At 47.1% G+C, this 14,060-nt stretch carries 13 protein-coding genes and 1 pseudogene; 12 read left to right on the forward strand and 2 right to left on the reverse strand.

What is annotated here, in order from left to right; all coding sequences use genetic code 11:
* The first annotated feature begins 4 nt into the window (after nucleotides 1-4).
* The 5 genes from JSQ80_RS22155 to JSQ80_RS22175 are packed head-to-tail and all read left to right on the forward strand — an operon-like array spanning nucleotide 5 to nucleotide 4,394.
* Nucleotides 5-1,081, forward strand: coding sequence for a FecCD family ABC transporter permease (locus JSQ80_RS22155; RefSeq protein ID WP_206096713.1), 1,077 nt, complete (start codon nucleotides 5-7; stop codon nucleotides 1,079-1,081).
* On the forward strand, nucleotides 1,078-1,857 hold the full coding sequence (locus tag JSQ80_RS22160) for an ABC transporter ATP-binding protein (protein WP_087432094.1): 780 nt from the start codon (nucleotides 1,078-1,080) through the stop codon (nucleotides 1,855-1,857). The genes JSQ80_RS22155 and JSQ80_RS22160 overlap by 4 nt, the downstream gene beginning before the upstream one ends.
* 22 nt (nucleotides 1,858-1,879) lie before the next feature.
* Nucleotides 1,880-2,953, forward strand: coding sequence for a methyltransferase domain-containing protein (locus JSQ80_RS22165; protein WP_206096714.1), 1,074 nt, complete (start codon nucleotides 1,880-1,882; stop codon nucleotides 2,951-2,953).
* Nucleotides 2,954-2,987: 34 nt separating this feature from the next.
* Complete coding sequence (locus JSQ80_RS22170; protein WP_240463754.1) at nucleotides 2,988-4,004, forward strand: ABC transporter substrate-binding protein; 1,017 nt, start codon at nucleotides 2,988-2,990, stop codon at nucleotides 4,002-4,004.
* Nucleotides 4,005-4,031: 27 nt separating this feature from the next.
* The gene (locus JSQ80_RS22175) at nucleotides 4,032-4,394 is read left to right on the forward strand and encodes a (2Fe-2S) ferredoxin domain-containing protein (RefSeq protein ID WP_019419678.1); all 363 of its coding nucleotides are present in this window, start codon (nucleotides 4,032-4,034) and stop codon (nucleotides 4,392-4,394) included.
* Between the two features lie 355 nt (nucleotides 4,395-4,749).
* Here the strand turns inward: JSQ80_RS22175 and JSQ80_RS22180 are convergent, their stop codons facing one another.
* On the reverse strand, nucleotides 4,750-5,211 hold the full coding sequence (locus JSQ80_RS22180; protein ID WP_206097691.1) for a DUF2798 domain-containing protein: 462 nt from the start codon (nucleotides 5,209-5,211) through the stop codon (nucleotides 4,750-4,752).
* A 311-nt stretch (nucleotides 5,212-5,522) separates the two neighbouring features.
* Here JSQ80_RS22180 and JSQ80_RS22185 point away from each other — a divergent pair, with 311 nt between their 5' ends.
* The 5 genes from JSQ80_RS22185 to JSQ80_RS22205 all read left to right on the forward strand — a co-directional run bounded on the left by JSQ80_RS22185 (nucleotide 5,523) and on the right by JSQ80_RS22205 (nucleotide 9,730).
* Nucleotides 5,523-6,614 carry a serine hydrolase domain-containing protein gene (locus JSQ80_RS22185; protein WP_206096715.1) on the forward strand — a complete coding sequence of 364 codons (1,092 nt, stop codon included), beginning with the start codon at nucleotides 5,523-5,525 and terminating at the stop codon, nucleotides 6,612-6,614.
* 195 nt (nucleotides 6,615-6,809) lie between these two features.
* Nucleotides 6,810-7,538 (forward strand): SMI1/KNR4 family protein, encoded by a 729-nt coding sequence (locus JSQ80_RS22190; protein WP_206096716.1) that lies wholly within the window; start codon nucleotides 6,810-6,812, stop codon nucleotides 7,536-7,538.
* A 34-nt stretch (nucleotides 7,539-7,572) separates the two neighbouring features.
* A complete protein-coding gene (locus JSQ80_RS22195) occupies nucleotides 7,573-8,019 on the forward strand; it encodes an Imm63 family immunity protein (protein ID WP_087432219.1) in 447 nt (148 codons plus the stop codon).
* Nucleotides 8,020-8,224: 205 nt separating this feature from the next.
* Nucleotides 8,225-8,557 carry a hypothetical protein gene (locus JSQ80_RS29220; protein ID WP_240463756.1) on the forward strand — a complete coding sequence of 111 codons (333 nt, stop codon included), beginning with the start codon at nucleotides 8,225-8,227 and terminating at the stop codon, nucleotides 8,555-8,557.
* A gap of 12 nt (nucleotides 8,558-8,569) precedes the next feature.
* Nucleotides 8,570-9,730, forward strand: coding sequence for a DUF6348 family protein (locus JSQ80_RS22205; RefSeq protein WP_206096717.1), 1,161 nt, complete (start codon nucleotides 8,570-8,572; stop codon nucleotides 9,728-9,730).
* Between the two features lie 211 nt (nucleotides 9,731-9,941).
* Here JSQ80_RS22205 and JSQ80_RS22210 read toward each other — a convergent pair.
* Nucleotides 9,942-10,717 (reverse strand): annotated as a pseudogene (locus tag JSQ80_RS22210) (Cof-type HAD-IIB family hydrolase).
* Between the two features lie 678 nt (nucleotides 10,718-11,395).
* Between JSQ80_RS22210 and JSQ80_RS22215 the strand changes: the two are divergent.
* Complete coding sequence (locus JSQ80_RS22215; RefSeq protein ID WP_206096718.1) at nucleotides 11,396-12,898, forward strand: malate:quinone oxidoreductase; 1,503 nt, start codon at nucleotides 11,396-11,398, stop codon at nucleotides 12,896-12,898.
* 371 nt (nucleotides 12,899-13,269) lie between these two features.
* Nucleotides 13,270-14,055 carry a MerR family transcriptional regulator gene (locus JSQ80_RS22220; protein WP_206096719.1) on the forward strand — a complete coding sequence of 262 codons (786 nt, stop codon included), beginning with the start codon at nucleotides 13,270-13,272 and terminating at the stop codon, nucleotides 14,053-14,055.
* The last annotated feature ends 5 nt before the right edge of the window (nucleotides 14,056-14,060 follow it).

Here is a 14,060-nt window from a genome sequence, read left to right on the forward strand (position 1 = left end):
TGAAATGATGAAAGTACCGGCAGACTTCCGCCGCCGCTCCTTCTTTTTTACGGCCATTCTATTGGCGCTGACGGCGGGGCTCGTCTTATCGATTACAGTCGCGGTGATGCTGGGGCCTGTGCCGATAGCGCCTGCAACGGTCTGGAAAATTGCCTTCTCCCATATGCCGGGATTCAATGGATGGATCGAGGAGACATGGGACACGGGACAGGGGCACATCATCTGGGATATTCGTTTTCCGCGCGTGCTGCTTGGCGTCGTCGTCGGAGCGGGGCTGTCCGTTGCCGGTGCCGCCATGCAAGCGCTTATGCGCAATTCCTTGGCTGACCCGTATATACTCGGCGTGTCGTCAGGGGCGTCTGCGGCGGCCACGCTTGTTATTCTGTTCGGCGCGTTCCGCTTCTTCGGCCAATATGCGCTTTCCTTATCCGCCTTTCTCGGTTCGCTTGCCGTGATGGCCATCGTTATGGTTCTGGCTCGCGTGGGGGGCAGGATGGCAACGAGCCGGCTTTTATTGTCGGGAATCGCGGTTTCCATGATGATGTCGGCCATCACCAATTTGATCGTGACGATGGCGCCTCGCGAAGAAGGTATTCGCTCGGCGATGTATTGGATGATGGGAAGCCTGACGGGGGCCAAGTGGGAGTATTTGACGCTCCCGGCCTTGATCGTGATTGCCGGAACGATCTTTTTGCTTGTTCAGTACCGGGCGCTGAACGCCTTGCTGATGGGGGAGGAGGCGGCGCTTACCCTTGGCGTCAATCTCCATGCCTTCCGCAAATGGCTGGTCGTTGTGGTCGCCCTGTTGACGGGAACGATTGTGTCCGTGAGCGGCGCGATCGGCTTTGTCGGCTTGATGATCCCCCATATCGTGCGGCTCATGGTCGGTTCGGATCATCGCCGTGTTCTCCCGGTCAGCCTATTGCTGGGGGCCATCTTCATCGTATGGGCCGATGTGTTGGCGCGGCTTGTGCTGGCGCCCGAGGAATTGCCGATCGGCATTGTCACCGCTTTATGCGGAGGTCCTTTCTTTATATGGCTGTTGCGGCGGAACTCATATTCTTTTGGAGGCGGAAAATGAACGTCGAAGTGAAAGATCTGTCGTTCCGTATTCAGGATAAACGATTGATTGAATCGATATGCTTGGATGTGCGGAAAGGCGAGATGGTCGGCTTGATCGGTCCGAACGGCAGCGGGAAATCGACGCTGCTTAAAAATATATACCGTGTGCTGGAGCCCGATTCGGGCGAGATACTGCTGAACGGACAACGTGTCTCTCGGTTGCCGCAAAAGGAATTGGCCAGACAGTTGGCGGTGGTCGGCCAGGAATCGTCCGCCGCGTTTGATTTTACGGTCCGCGACATCGTGATGATGGGACGCAGTCCGCATAAGAGAATGTTTGAAGCGGATTCGATGGAGGATTACGAGATTGTGGAGCAGGCGCTGACGCGCGTCGGCTTGCTGCATGCCGCGGGCAGCAGCTTCTCCGACTTGTCCGGCGGAGAAAAGCAGCGCGTGCTGATTGCGAGGGCGCTGGCGCAGCAAGCCCGCGTTCTGATCTTGGACGAACCGACCAACCATCTGGATATCCGGTATCAGCTGCAGATGATGGATCTGATAAAGGCGTTGAAGCTGACCTGTCTCGCCGCGCTGCATGATTTGAACATCGCAGCTTGCTACTGCGATCGCATCTATGTGCTGCAAGAAGGCCGGATGGCGGCTTCCGGAAGCCCTGAGCAAGTGATGCGGCCGGATCTGCTGTACGACGTGTTCGGGGTTAGGACGGAGATTGCAATCCATCCGTTGACGGGGAAACCGTCGATTACGTTTTTGCCGGACATGTTCGCCAGCTTATGACAAAGGAAGGGAGGCGAGGCCGATGGCGATGACCCGATGCAGCTACTGCCAATTCATGTATGACGAGTGGTATGGCGATACGCGCAACGGCGTCCCTGCAGGCATCCCGCTCGAGGACTTGGCCGGTACGCTATGCTCCCGCTGCGGTATGCAGGGCATGCGGCATGAATGGCAGCCGAGTCCGAAGTACGAGGGGCAGGAGGCGGAATATTATGACCAGTTTGCCGGAAAAGCGGGGATTGCGTTCTACAGACATTGGCTGGAGCAAGCGGCAGAACTGCCGAGCGTGCTGGAGCTTGGCGTCGGCACCGGACGCCTGGCGGTCGAGCTGGCCAGCCGGGCTGCCTGCTACTGCGGCATCGATTGGAGTCCCCTGATGATTAAGGCTGCGGATTCAAAGCGCAAGCGCATGTTCAAAGAGGAAGCGGAGCAGCGGCTGCAACTGGTGGAAGAGGACGTTCTTACGTTCTGCGCTGCCGGCACCTATACCCATGTACTGTGCCCGGACGGGTTATTGCAGCATTTTACGCAGATGGAGGAGCATATTGCTCTGCTGCGCAATATTCATCGTTGGTTGCAGGCAGGAGGCTGGTTCGCCGTAGATCTGCTCCTGCCTCCAGGAGGCGCCGCTTGGCAGACGCTGGAGCGCAAGCGCGTGCAGCCGCATAAGCTCGTTTATCGCCGGATCGACGGGGCAACCTCATTGTCCCGGCAGATCTTTCATAGCGCGATCGCTTACGAGACTTATATCGACGGTGCCATGGAATCCCGGTACTTGGTTGAACGCGAATATGCGCTGATGACGCCCAAAGAAGCCGTGCTGCTGCTCGCTTCGGAAGGATTTGAAGTGACCCGGATCATCCAGAATTACGGCTTGTCCACGCCGTGGCGAACAGCGCTTCCACCGGGAGTCAACGATAGAGGGATCGATCCGGATGCCGGAGAGACGATAGAGGAGGCGAGCGCGGCAGGGAAGTGTGTGCATCCGCATCGTAAGAATGCGTGGGTGGACGGCGGATATCCGCTGGGCGGCGTGATGCCGGATCTATCGCCCGATGCCTCGGCAACGATGACGTTGATTGCCCGGAAGAAATGACAGATGACGAACGAATAGACGGAGGAAGGATTGTATGAATCGGAGAATGTTCACCAATAGGTTTCTACTGCTAGGGATGACCATGATGCTCGTACTGATGTCGGCATGCGGCAGTCCGGAACAGCCAGATGCGAAGCGCCAGGCGCAAGCTCAGCAGCCGGCAACGCAAGTGTCCGAGAGCAGACCGGTCGAGCTTGAAAATATGGGGGAGAAGCTGAGCTTCCCGGACGCGCCGAAGCGGGTAGTCACGCTGAACCAGCATGCGACCGAAGTGATGCTGGCGCTTGGTCTGGAAGAATCGATGGCAGGAACGGCTTATCTCGACGACAGCATCCTGCCCGAATTCAAGGAGAAATACGACAAGATTCCGGTTCTCGCGGACAAATATCCATCGAAAGAAGTGTTCTTGTCGGTATCTCCCGATTTCGCCTATGCGGGATGGAAGAGCGCATTTGGAGAGAAAGCGCTTGGCTTGCGGGCGGATCTTGCCGATCAGGGCGTGCTGACTTATGTGCAGGAATCATCTAACAAGGCAGCGCCGACGCTGGAGGATGTGTATCAGGACATCTTGAATATCGGGCGAATCTTCCGGGTGGAAGACAAAGCCGAAGCGGTCGTGAACGACATGCGCAAGAAGCTGGAAGACATCCAGGCGCAAATCGGCAGCGTGAGCGAGCCGCTTAACGTATTCGTTTTCGATAGCGGGGAAGACAAGGCGTTTACGGCAGCCAATACGTATTTGACTAGCTTGATTGCCAAGGTTGGCGGTAAAAACATTTTCGACGATATCGATAAAGGATGGGCCGAGGTCAGTTGGGAGGAAGTGGTGAACCGCGACCCGGATGTCATTGTCATTGTCGATTATGGCGACACGACAGCCGAACAGAAGCAAGAGCTGCTCTTGAACAAAGCGCCGCTTGCCGATGTGAAGGCGATTAAAAACAAGCGATTTATCGTGCTGCCTCTCTCGGCGGCTGCGGAGGGCATTCGCGCGCCGATAGCTTTACAGACGCTCGCTGCCGGCTTGTATCCGGATAAAGTGCAGCCATAAAAAGCAACAGGGGGAAGGAGAAAATTCATGGCAACATGGAATTTGGAGGAGACCCGCCATCATCTGCTGATATGCAACGGCGGCAGCTGCATGAAGCAGCAGGCCGATGAAGTGACGCAAGCGATCCGGGATGAAATCGCGGCGCTTGGAGCGAAACAACAGATTCATACGACACGCACCCGCTGCAATGGCCGCTGTACGGACGCCTGTGTCGTCATCGCCTATCCGGAAGGGGTCTGGTATAAGGAGATGACTCCGGAGCGGGGAAGGGAACTGGTGCGCAAGCAGCTCGCAGGCGAGCGGCTGGAGGAGCATATGGTCTATTCGTATGATCGCCGCTTCATCGCTACCGGCCTCTCTGTGGCTGGAAAAGAAAAAGCACCAAGCTAGCCATTGCAATGGCCGAGTCGGATCCATCTTAGGCTATGTTCAGGACGTTGCCGTCTTTATGGGGGATCATGACACGTGACTGTCATAGTCCGCCTCCACAAGCCCAGGAGCAGCTCCTGGGCTGCCGTTTTATATATGGAAATCACATGCGGCCACCGGCATCGCTCTGCTCAAGATCTTTTAATGCAAATCCGATTTTTTGTAAATGTTTAAACTCATACATAAGGGGTTGAATAACATTGTAAGTATTAATGAATCCCTTACAATTTCATCGCATTAAAAAGCCGACTGGTTTTAAAAAAACCAATCGGCAAAACAAGAAATTTTTCTATGTTTTGACACACACTTCTACGTGTTACGAATTTACACTCTCAGCTTTACTCGCCTGTCTTGCGTGTAATTTTTTCATTGCAAATCTTGCTATAGGCTGTGCAATCAACAATTCAATCCAAAATGCTACACCAAAGTTTCTAGGCCAAATATGAAGGAAATTTTCAAAGGGTTCTAAGCTTATTTGTTTCGTACCAACCCAAGTTCCTATAATTGATAGCCAAAGAGATAACACCGTTACATTTAATATAGTATTTAATAATACTCTGGCAATAAATCCATCTGTCTGTCCCACGAATTTTGGCATCAGCTTACCAACGAGCGGTCCCGCAATCAACCTTACTGATAAAATTGCGATTACCCACATAAACGGAATCATTTTTAAACTATCTAAGTAAACTTCTTTACTGAAGCCGAGTTCCAATCCCATAATAATAGGCGCGATAGTGTTTACTGAAATGATTGAAATAATCAATAAAAATATTATCCCTTCTTTTTAACACCATGTTATTATAGCGATATTTGGAAATCTCTTCATAAGTGAACATTTTTATATATGGTTCGATTCATATTTGTAGCGTTTTATCTTTTTAATCAATCCTGCAAGTCAAGTTAACAGGCCTACCATCCATCATGCAACACCATATTCACGCTTCGGGCCGCTCAGCTCTCGGTCCGGCCTGGAGCTGAAGATGATGTTACAACTAACCCTTCAATAACTGTGAATAAAAAAATGCGCCTGGGAATATTTATATTAAGATTGGAGCAAGTTTTTTGTTAACTAAGAGGGGGGAACTGATGAGAAAAGAATTTGTAAAAAGAGAGATTGAAAAAAAACTGGGGGGAAAAGTAGCTTCTGATCTAAAACTTCATAATGTTTATTTGTTAATACATTCTGAGAAGCTGGATATACACTGGCCTATGGCTGCAGGGAAAACAGATGGGGTACTTGCCAATCCGATGCAGCCCTATCATACGGCCAGCGTGGGTAAGACCTTTACTTCTGTAATGCTGGCTATATTAGTGGAAAAAGGGCTCGTCAAGTTTGATGACCCTATTTCTAATTATTTACCTGAAGATATTGTTAAAGATCTTCACATATACAAAGGAAAAGAGTACACGTACGACATTCAGATCAAACATTTATTAAGCAATACGTCGGGGCTGCCCGATTATTTTGAGGATAAACCTAAACGGGGTAAAGGGTTGATGGAAGAGATACTTGAGAATCCCTCGCGTTTTTGGTCACCGCAAGAAACCATACACTGGTCCAAAGCTCACTTACAACCACGCTTTCCTCCTGGGAAAGGTGTTCACTATACTGACACAGGATATAATCTCTTAGGGCTCATTATTGAAACTATTACATCAAAGCCCTACCATGAAGTGCTTCATGACTATATATTTAACCCTCTGCATATGAATTACTCTTATTTATCGCAGTATTCGGAGCCTGCCATTAAAAGCGAACATCCAGTAGCTCATGTATATATGGATGAGTTAAAAATAAACGTAGAAAACTATCGCAGCTTTAGCAGCTTTTATTCTGGCGGGCAAACCGTATGTACATTAGAAGATCTGCTGCTCTTCATGAAAGCTCTGGTACAAAATCAGATTATTCAAAAAGAAACCTTAGACATGATGAAGCAGTGGAACAAAATGTGGATAGGAATGGATTATGGTTATGGACTGATGAGGATGCGATTTCAGCCTTTCAGTCAGAGATATCTTGGATGGGGGCATCTTGGCGCGAGCGGCTCTTCCATGCTTTACTTTCCCAATATGGATGTATATATTATAGGGAGTTTCAATCAGACCGCTTATCGATCAAAAGGCATGAACTTTATATTTTTTAACGTTCTGCGCAAATTAGCAAAGTGTGCAGATTGAATTTGGAGTGCAGGGATAAAGTATCTCTGCACCCTTTTGGTTTGAACGAACGATAAATCGGCACATGTTCTAGCAGCTTCGTTCGCAGGACTCATCTAAAACAACGCTAAAATTGGTATTATAAAATACATATCGGCATCACCCGTTGAAACTCTGCTCTGACCAAGAGACTTCCTTAAGAAAGGCGGTTCGAACATGTATATTGTATCTCAACGGCTGACTCCCGTTCCGTCCGGTTTGATCCGTCAAGTCGAACAAGACATGCGGGTTGCTTTTCCCGATGGCTATAGCTGCTTTCTCCAAGAATACGGCGAAGGCACGTACAGAGGCTGGTTCAATATACAAGCGCCCGACCCTGAAGTATTGCGGCCGTTTGCCGAATATGGTCTGTGGGAGCATGACGAGACAAGCCCGATAACACAAGAACAGATTCGCCAATGCGTGGTCATCGGGACAACGATTGACGGCGATTTTCTCGCTGTGCATCCGCAGGTTGAGGGGATGATGTGGATGCCGAGACATTCTGAGACAATTGGGGTCATACCGTCCAGGGCTGCTTCCTATACGGACACGTTGGACCGAATCTATCAAGAGACGTTCGACGATGACGAGTCTGTGCCGGCTTATTTTGAACCATGGAATGATACGAAAAAACATGCCTTTTTTCTGTTCACTCCCGAGAACGACAGCAGCCTGACCTTGCGTGAACTGGGCACACGCTGCCGGGACTTTTTCACACCGGATCTGCTGATCGAAAATGAAAACATAGGTAAGATCTTCATACGGGAACTGGGTGGCTACATCCGATTGAATTATGCCTACGGCCGGGAAATTGCGGTCTTCTATGAAGAGGAAGCGGCCGCGCGGTTCCGGGAGACAGCCCATTTTCTGCTGCAAAATCATTGCCGAACAGCTCAATGTTGAGCTTACGAGGCCTCAAGGGGGGAAGCGCTTATCTATGATGCATACTGAACTGGAAATCACGAATATGATCTTCCGCACGCTCCGGCACACGTCCATTTACGATGACTCCTATGAGAAAATGGTAACTCAGCCTTTTCAGCGTGACTATTATGGCGATCTTAGCCCTTGCGTGCGGATTGGAGAACACGCGTACGAGCTTGTTATGTATGAAAGAGGCGTGCAGATGTTAAGCAAAACCACGAAACATGTGGATGATGTGATCTATTGGATTTTGGAAGATACCCTGAACACGATCGCCCATGTGAAGCTGCTGCGCAAATATAAGGCGGACAATGTGAATACCCGCTTAACATACACCAAGGATATTGTTAATGAACTGACAACCATGGTCAATCAGGCATTTCATGACATTGGCGGTATCTACGAGGAGTGGCACAAGGCCGGGAGACGGAGTCAGTTGGAATCGAACCGTCCATTGTGAGCGCGGAAAAACACAAGGTATGCTGAATTCCGAAGTGAGGGGGATTGGGACGATCAGTTAGACAGACGCGACGCAGGTGAGCTCGATGAGAACTGGACCATGAACAATGAATTATTAAAAACAGTCGACGTCAAAAATCCGGACGATATGCGCAGAAATCGTAGAAGAGTAGGGGCACTTTTCATTTCATGCAGATGAACGGTCGATGTTGATGTACGATCTGCAATTTTGGCTGTATACGAAGGCGTATCCGCAGACTACCCGGGAGCAATACTTGGCCATATATAAGAAGATGATTGCTTTTGGCGGAGCATTTGGAACGGGAGGCTATGCGCCGGCTTTTATTACCGATTGGTTGGATGCTCGATTGCAGCAAGGCCAGATTGCGGACAGCGACGGCATACTGAACTTTACAGCATCAGCAGCGCAACAATTGATCGGCCGACTGAATGCCGTTGTTGTGACCTGCTGTACATTTGGTGATGATCATGAGCGTAAATATTTGGTATTTTATATAAGTCAGCATGTATGGAGATAGGAGCTGGAAGCCATGAGCAAAGATAGAGAAGAATGGTCAGATTTGGATGATGAGAAAATTGAGGACCCTGCACATTTCCTGCTGCACCGCGGGATGAGAGGGATTTTTGAGGCGGAGGAGGTAGTAGAGGGAGATCGTATCGTTATTCCGGAATGGGAACTCACGATTCGTCCCCATGTGGCAAGATGGACAGATCAGTCCGTTATGCTTCAGTTTCAATTGAGTTCTCCGAAATGGGATCGCGATATATTTGAAACCTCGGCAGGCATTGGCAGCAGCTTAAAAAATGCTCTTGGCATGGCAATCGGCGGCTTTGCCTTTTCGTTAATGGAGGGTATCGCATCAATGGAGCAAGACAGGGAACCTGACCAGCTCCACACGACATACGGGGACACTGTACATCATTGGAAGGTTTATAAAAGTAATATCGTTGGTCTGGGCGAGTCATCAGACGAGATGCGTGAAACCCCATATTGGGAAGCGCTCAAGGATGAGATTGCGAAACGGGTTGGCAACCAGAAGCTTTGTTATATTAAAATCTATGGCGCGAAAAATGGTGACGATATTACCGGCGAATGCCGCATTAATGATATTCCAAGCCCTGAGCTAGGCAATATTGTAGCAGAAATGGTAAGCAAGTGGCAGGTAGATGGCTTTGCGTCACAAAAGCAATTTATTTTCCTGCAGCAGTCTGAGGAGACGTACACACCGTATCCATATGAAGCCGGGCACATTGCCGCTGCTACTCGGACAGCTGTTCACATGTTCATGGAGTGTGACACGCAGGAGCGGTATGACGAATTTCCGGAGCGATTAGCTGAGCGCTTGCAGGATACTAACTTAGCGCAGGAGCTGTATTCTTTTTTGCCTGAAATTTGTGCAGAGCATGCCTTCGAGAAGCTTACGTATACCGAGGAAATGTCGATGCTTAAGGGCGAGGAGTCCTTTCGTATTTACCGGACTCAGCTTGCCAGCTATTATATGATTTATGATGCTTTGTTTGAGGGCTTTCGTACGGAGCAATTTGAGGATGAGGTGTATAAGCAATACATCGGTGTCAGTTCAATATACAGTGTTATTTGCAATGCTAAAGAGCAGGGCGCGGATTTGGTGGAAAATGGCGGTGTGCTGACACTTTCCTTTGCGATGTCAGACCATTATCAGTTTAGATGAACAAGGGATGCGCGCGAATCCATCATGATAGAAACTTCTGTCTTCGGTAATGGCAGGAGTTTTTTTCATGGAAATAAAGGTCGAAGCGGGTATAAAGTTGAGCACGGATAAAGCCGATAAAATCGTAGCATCTCGACGAAGAAGCAAGCATACCGCGGACAAAGGGGGTCAAACGGACAATAGCCCGCTAACCCCCTTTTGTCATATAAACTTATGAAATTAATCCAGCATGCCGCAGCCCTTGGCGGATTCCGCCTTCATCTACGGAAGAGGTGATGTAATCAGCATAAGGCAACAGTTGTGGATGAGAGTTGCCCATCGCGATCCCAAGACCTACTTGCTGGAGCATCTCCATGTCATTGAGTCCGTCGCCAAATGCTACGGCATTCTCTGGAGTCAGGCTCAAGCGCCGCAACATGGCTTCTATTCCGATGGCTTTGGAGCCGCCTTTTATCGTTACGTCCATCGCTTTTGGATGCCAGCGTATCAATCGAAGGTCGTCGAACACATGGTCATACAAATGCTCATCTTGCGCTTCGCAATGGAGGAACGCTTGATAGATATCTGACTTACTCCAGAACTCAGGATCATATCCAGGCTGCTCTACACGAAGGGAATCTATAGATTCCACTACAAATGGATGAGCTTCGGAATTCGCGTAAAACTGCTCATTACCTTCAAACACAAGGGGATGATGGTTGCGGCTTGCATATTCAACAAGCTTCTCTACACTGCCTCGCGGAAGAGGGCGTTGATATAGAGGTTCCCCCTTATAAACTACATAGGCTCCATTTAGGCTAACAAAAGATTCAATATGAAGCAGCTCGGCAAGCGGCTTAAAGAAGTATGGGGCACGTCCCGTTGCGATCACAGGTTCAATCCCGTTTTCTTTAAGCTCAGCGTCGCCTCGATTGTGTCTTGCGGCACTCGTTTCTCATCATTGACAAGTGTGCCGTCGATGTCAAAAAATACAATGTTATAACTCATGTCAGGTCTCTGCTCCAATCTCTGTCTATGTCGGTGCTGTCATGCTTCCAGTGTAACATTGAATTGGGTCTGCAATAAATAGCGTAGTGTGAACAATGTATACCAAAGCCTTTAACGGCTTTATTTAGTATCTATACAGCTATATTCAAAATCAGTACTAACAAATGGATATTTTTATGATATGATAATATTAATCCTCAAATGGAATGACCGCACCCCAGATTTATCAGCAAATAGAGGAGATTCAATCGTTTTTTGAATCTATAGTTTAAAAAAGGGTCTAAAATTGAGCTAGATATTCCTTTCCCCTGAGAACATTTGATTCCTGTTCTCAGGTAGATTTTTTGCTGTTAAGATTGCTGTTTTCAAGTCGTTGGTGAGAAAAGCTTATTGGGGATGATTGCTAATCCAAAACTGGTGGTACCACGTTGTTGTTACGTAGAGCATTTTTCATGTCCAAAAAAAGCAGTACAGCGCAACTAAGGAACTCGAAGGGCGGCTATTCACTGGAAACGGCAAACCAAAGCCACAACCCTTGCAAGTCGTTGGGTTAAGGCCTTGGTTTTTGTGTATGCCCAGGGTTTGGTGGACGATTTCTATAAATAATAGTGAGAGCCCGAGCAGGTAGGAGCGCCTATATCTTTTCTTCAAATACATTAGCATGTAAGGACGGTAAAAATGAGAGACAGACAAACCAAAACAGACGTTATCTTAATTGGTGCCGGAATCATGAGTGCGACTTTGGGGACATTGCTGAAAGAATTAGCACCGGACTGGGAAATTACAGTGTTTGAGAAGCTCGCAAATGCAGGAGAGGAAAGCTCTAACGAATGGAATAATGCGGGAACGGGGCATGCTGCACTGTGCGAGCTTAACTACACCGTCGAAAAACCGGACGGATCCATAGATATTAGCAAAGCTATAAAAATTAATGAACAGTTTCAGGTTTCAAAGCAGTTTTGGGCTTATCTGGCAAGCAGCAATCTGATCCGTAATCCGCAGGATTTTATTATGCCATTGCCTCATATGAGTTTCGTGCAAGGGGAAAAAAATGTAGCGTTTTTGAACAAACGTTTTGAAGCGCTATCAAACAATCCTCTGTTTCAGGGGATGGAATTTTCTGATGACCCGGCAAAGCTGATGGAATGGATTCCGCTTATTATGGAAGGCCGGACATCGAATGAACCTATAGCAGCAACAAAAATCGACTCTGGAACGGATGTCAACTTTGGCGCTTTAACGCGACTATTGCTTGATCACCTAAAGAGTAAAAACGTCGATATCCAATACAAACATAGTGTTGATAACATCAAACGTACTAGCGATGGTTCGTGGGGATTGAAAGTGCGGAATATCGATAGCGGTACCGTCGAGCGCCATACGGCAAAGTTCGTCTTTATCGGAGGCGGGGGAGGAAGCCTTCACTTGCTGCAAAAATCCGGTATTCCAGAAGGAAAAGGTATCGGAGGCTTTCCGGTAAGCGGACTATTTATGGTGTGTAACAATCCGGATATTGTAGAGCAGCATCATGCAAAAGTATATGGGAAAGCTCCGGTCGGTGCTCCTCCAATGTCTGTTCCGCATCTTGATACAAGATATATCGACAACCAAAAATCGTTGCTTTTTGGACCGTTCGCCGGCTTTTCACCAAAGTTTTTAAAAACAGGTTCCCTGTTTGATTTGGTAACTTCCGTAAAACCGCATAATCTCGTAACGATGTTGGCGGCAGGCGCAAAAAACGTTCCATTGACAAGATATCTAATCCAGCAAGTGATGTTATCGAAAGAAAAGCGCATGAAAGATTTACGGGAGTTTGTCCCGAACGCCAAGAGCGAGGATTGGGATTTGGTGGTGGCGGGCCAACGTGTGCAAGTTATCAAAGATACGACTCACGGCGGCAAAGGAACGCTTCAATTCGGTACGGAAGTTATTAGTGCCGCTGACGGCTCGATCGCTGCATTGCTCGGCGCTTCTCCGGGTGCGTCTACCGCCGTTCATGTCATGCTGGAGGTAATCAAACAATGCTTCCCGCAGCATCTAAAAGCGTGGGAACCGAAAATAAAAGAAATGATTCCTTCTTATGGCATGGCGCTAGCGGAAAACCCAGAGCTTATCCACGAAATTCATTCTTTAACAGCGCGGATGCTTGGTCTAAACAGTGAACTGCAACCCGTCATGTAGACAGCACAAAAAATAAAAATGAGTTAAGCGGCCTTCGTCCTGAATTCCATAGGACTGAGGCCGTTTAGCTTTGCCTGCAACCTTTCGTAACTGGGTTAAAGGGCAATTTTCGTAATTAACCATTTTTACGTAGTCATTTAGCTCTAGATTAAGATGTATCAGCATGAAGGGCTGTCCGTATGAGAATGCTGTTGCGGAAGCGACGTTCAAAATTATAAAAACCGAGTTTGAGAATCAAATGACCTTTGACAATCCAGTAGGTATCTATTCAGACGTCTCCTCAAGTGGGAGATCCACGTTTTATAAATTGAACTAAAATCTTGTAATGTATATTATAAATTTAAATAGAATTGATAGTAGGTGATTCATCAGTGAATAATAATTTGCTTCTGATAAAAGAGTTTAGCAAGTTAACTGGCTTATCACGAAAAGCTTTGTATATTTATGATGAACATAATATTTTGAACCCTGTATTTATTCATCCAGATAATGATTATCGATATTATGATAAGAATCAGTTACTAACTGCTAATCGAATAAATTTGTTGAAACAAGCAGGATTCACCTTAAATGAAATCAGTAAAATCATTCATAGAAAGTTATCAGATGATGAAATAAATAACTTGATAGAAGAAAAGCTTCAACTGGAAATGAATAAGATAAAAGAGGCAAATCAAGCAATAAATAAATTGAAAGAGCTGAATCATCCGATTGCGATTTTAAATAATGAAGTCAGTGAAGAGTATCTAGAATCATTGATCGTATATGAGTATGAATTATTACCAAATGAAAATATATGTGTAGCGCTGAATAATTCAGAGGAATTGATTAATGAACTTAATGTTAAAAAAAATGAAAAAATCATCAAATATAAAATGACAGATAATAAAATTCACCCTGTTAGTATCGCCCTTCCATTAGAAAACCAGGAATTGAATCAATCAGGAGTGACAAGATATTTTGGTTTTCAAACGCAAAAGTTTTTCTGTGAAATTGATCCTTATCAAGAAGAGTCGGTATTAAGGATAAATGAAATAATGAAAAATAACGAATTAGAATTATCCGAACCATATATTTATGAACGTATATTAACCCCGGATGATTATCTATATTCCTCCAAGCGCCTTTCGGAATTTATTTTTCCTTCTAAGTGTTAAGTAAT

The sequence above is a fragment of the Paenibacillus apiarius genome (genome assembly GCF_017052585.1).
In the GTDB taxonomy this organism is placed as follows: Bacteria; Bacillota; Bacilli; order Paenibacillales; family Paenibacillaceae; genus Paenibacillus_B; species Paenibacillus_B apiarius.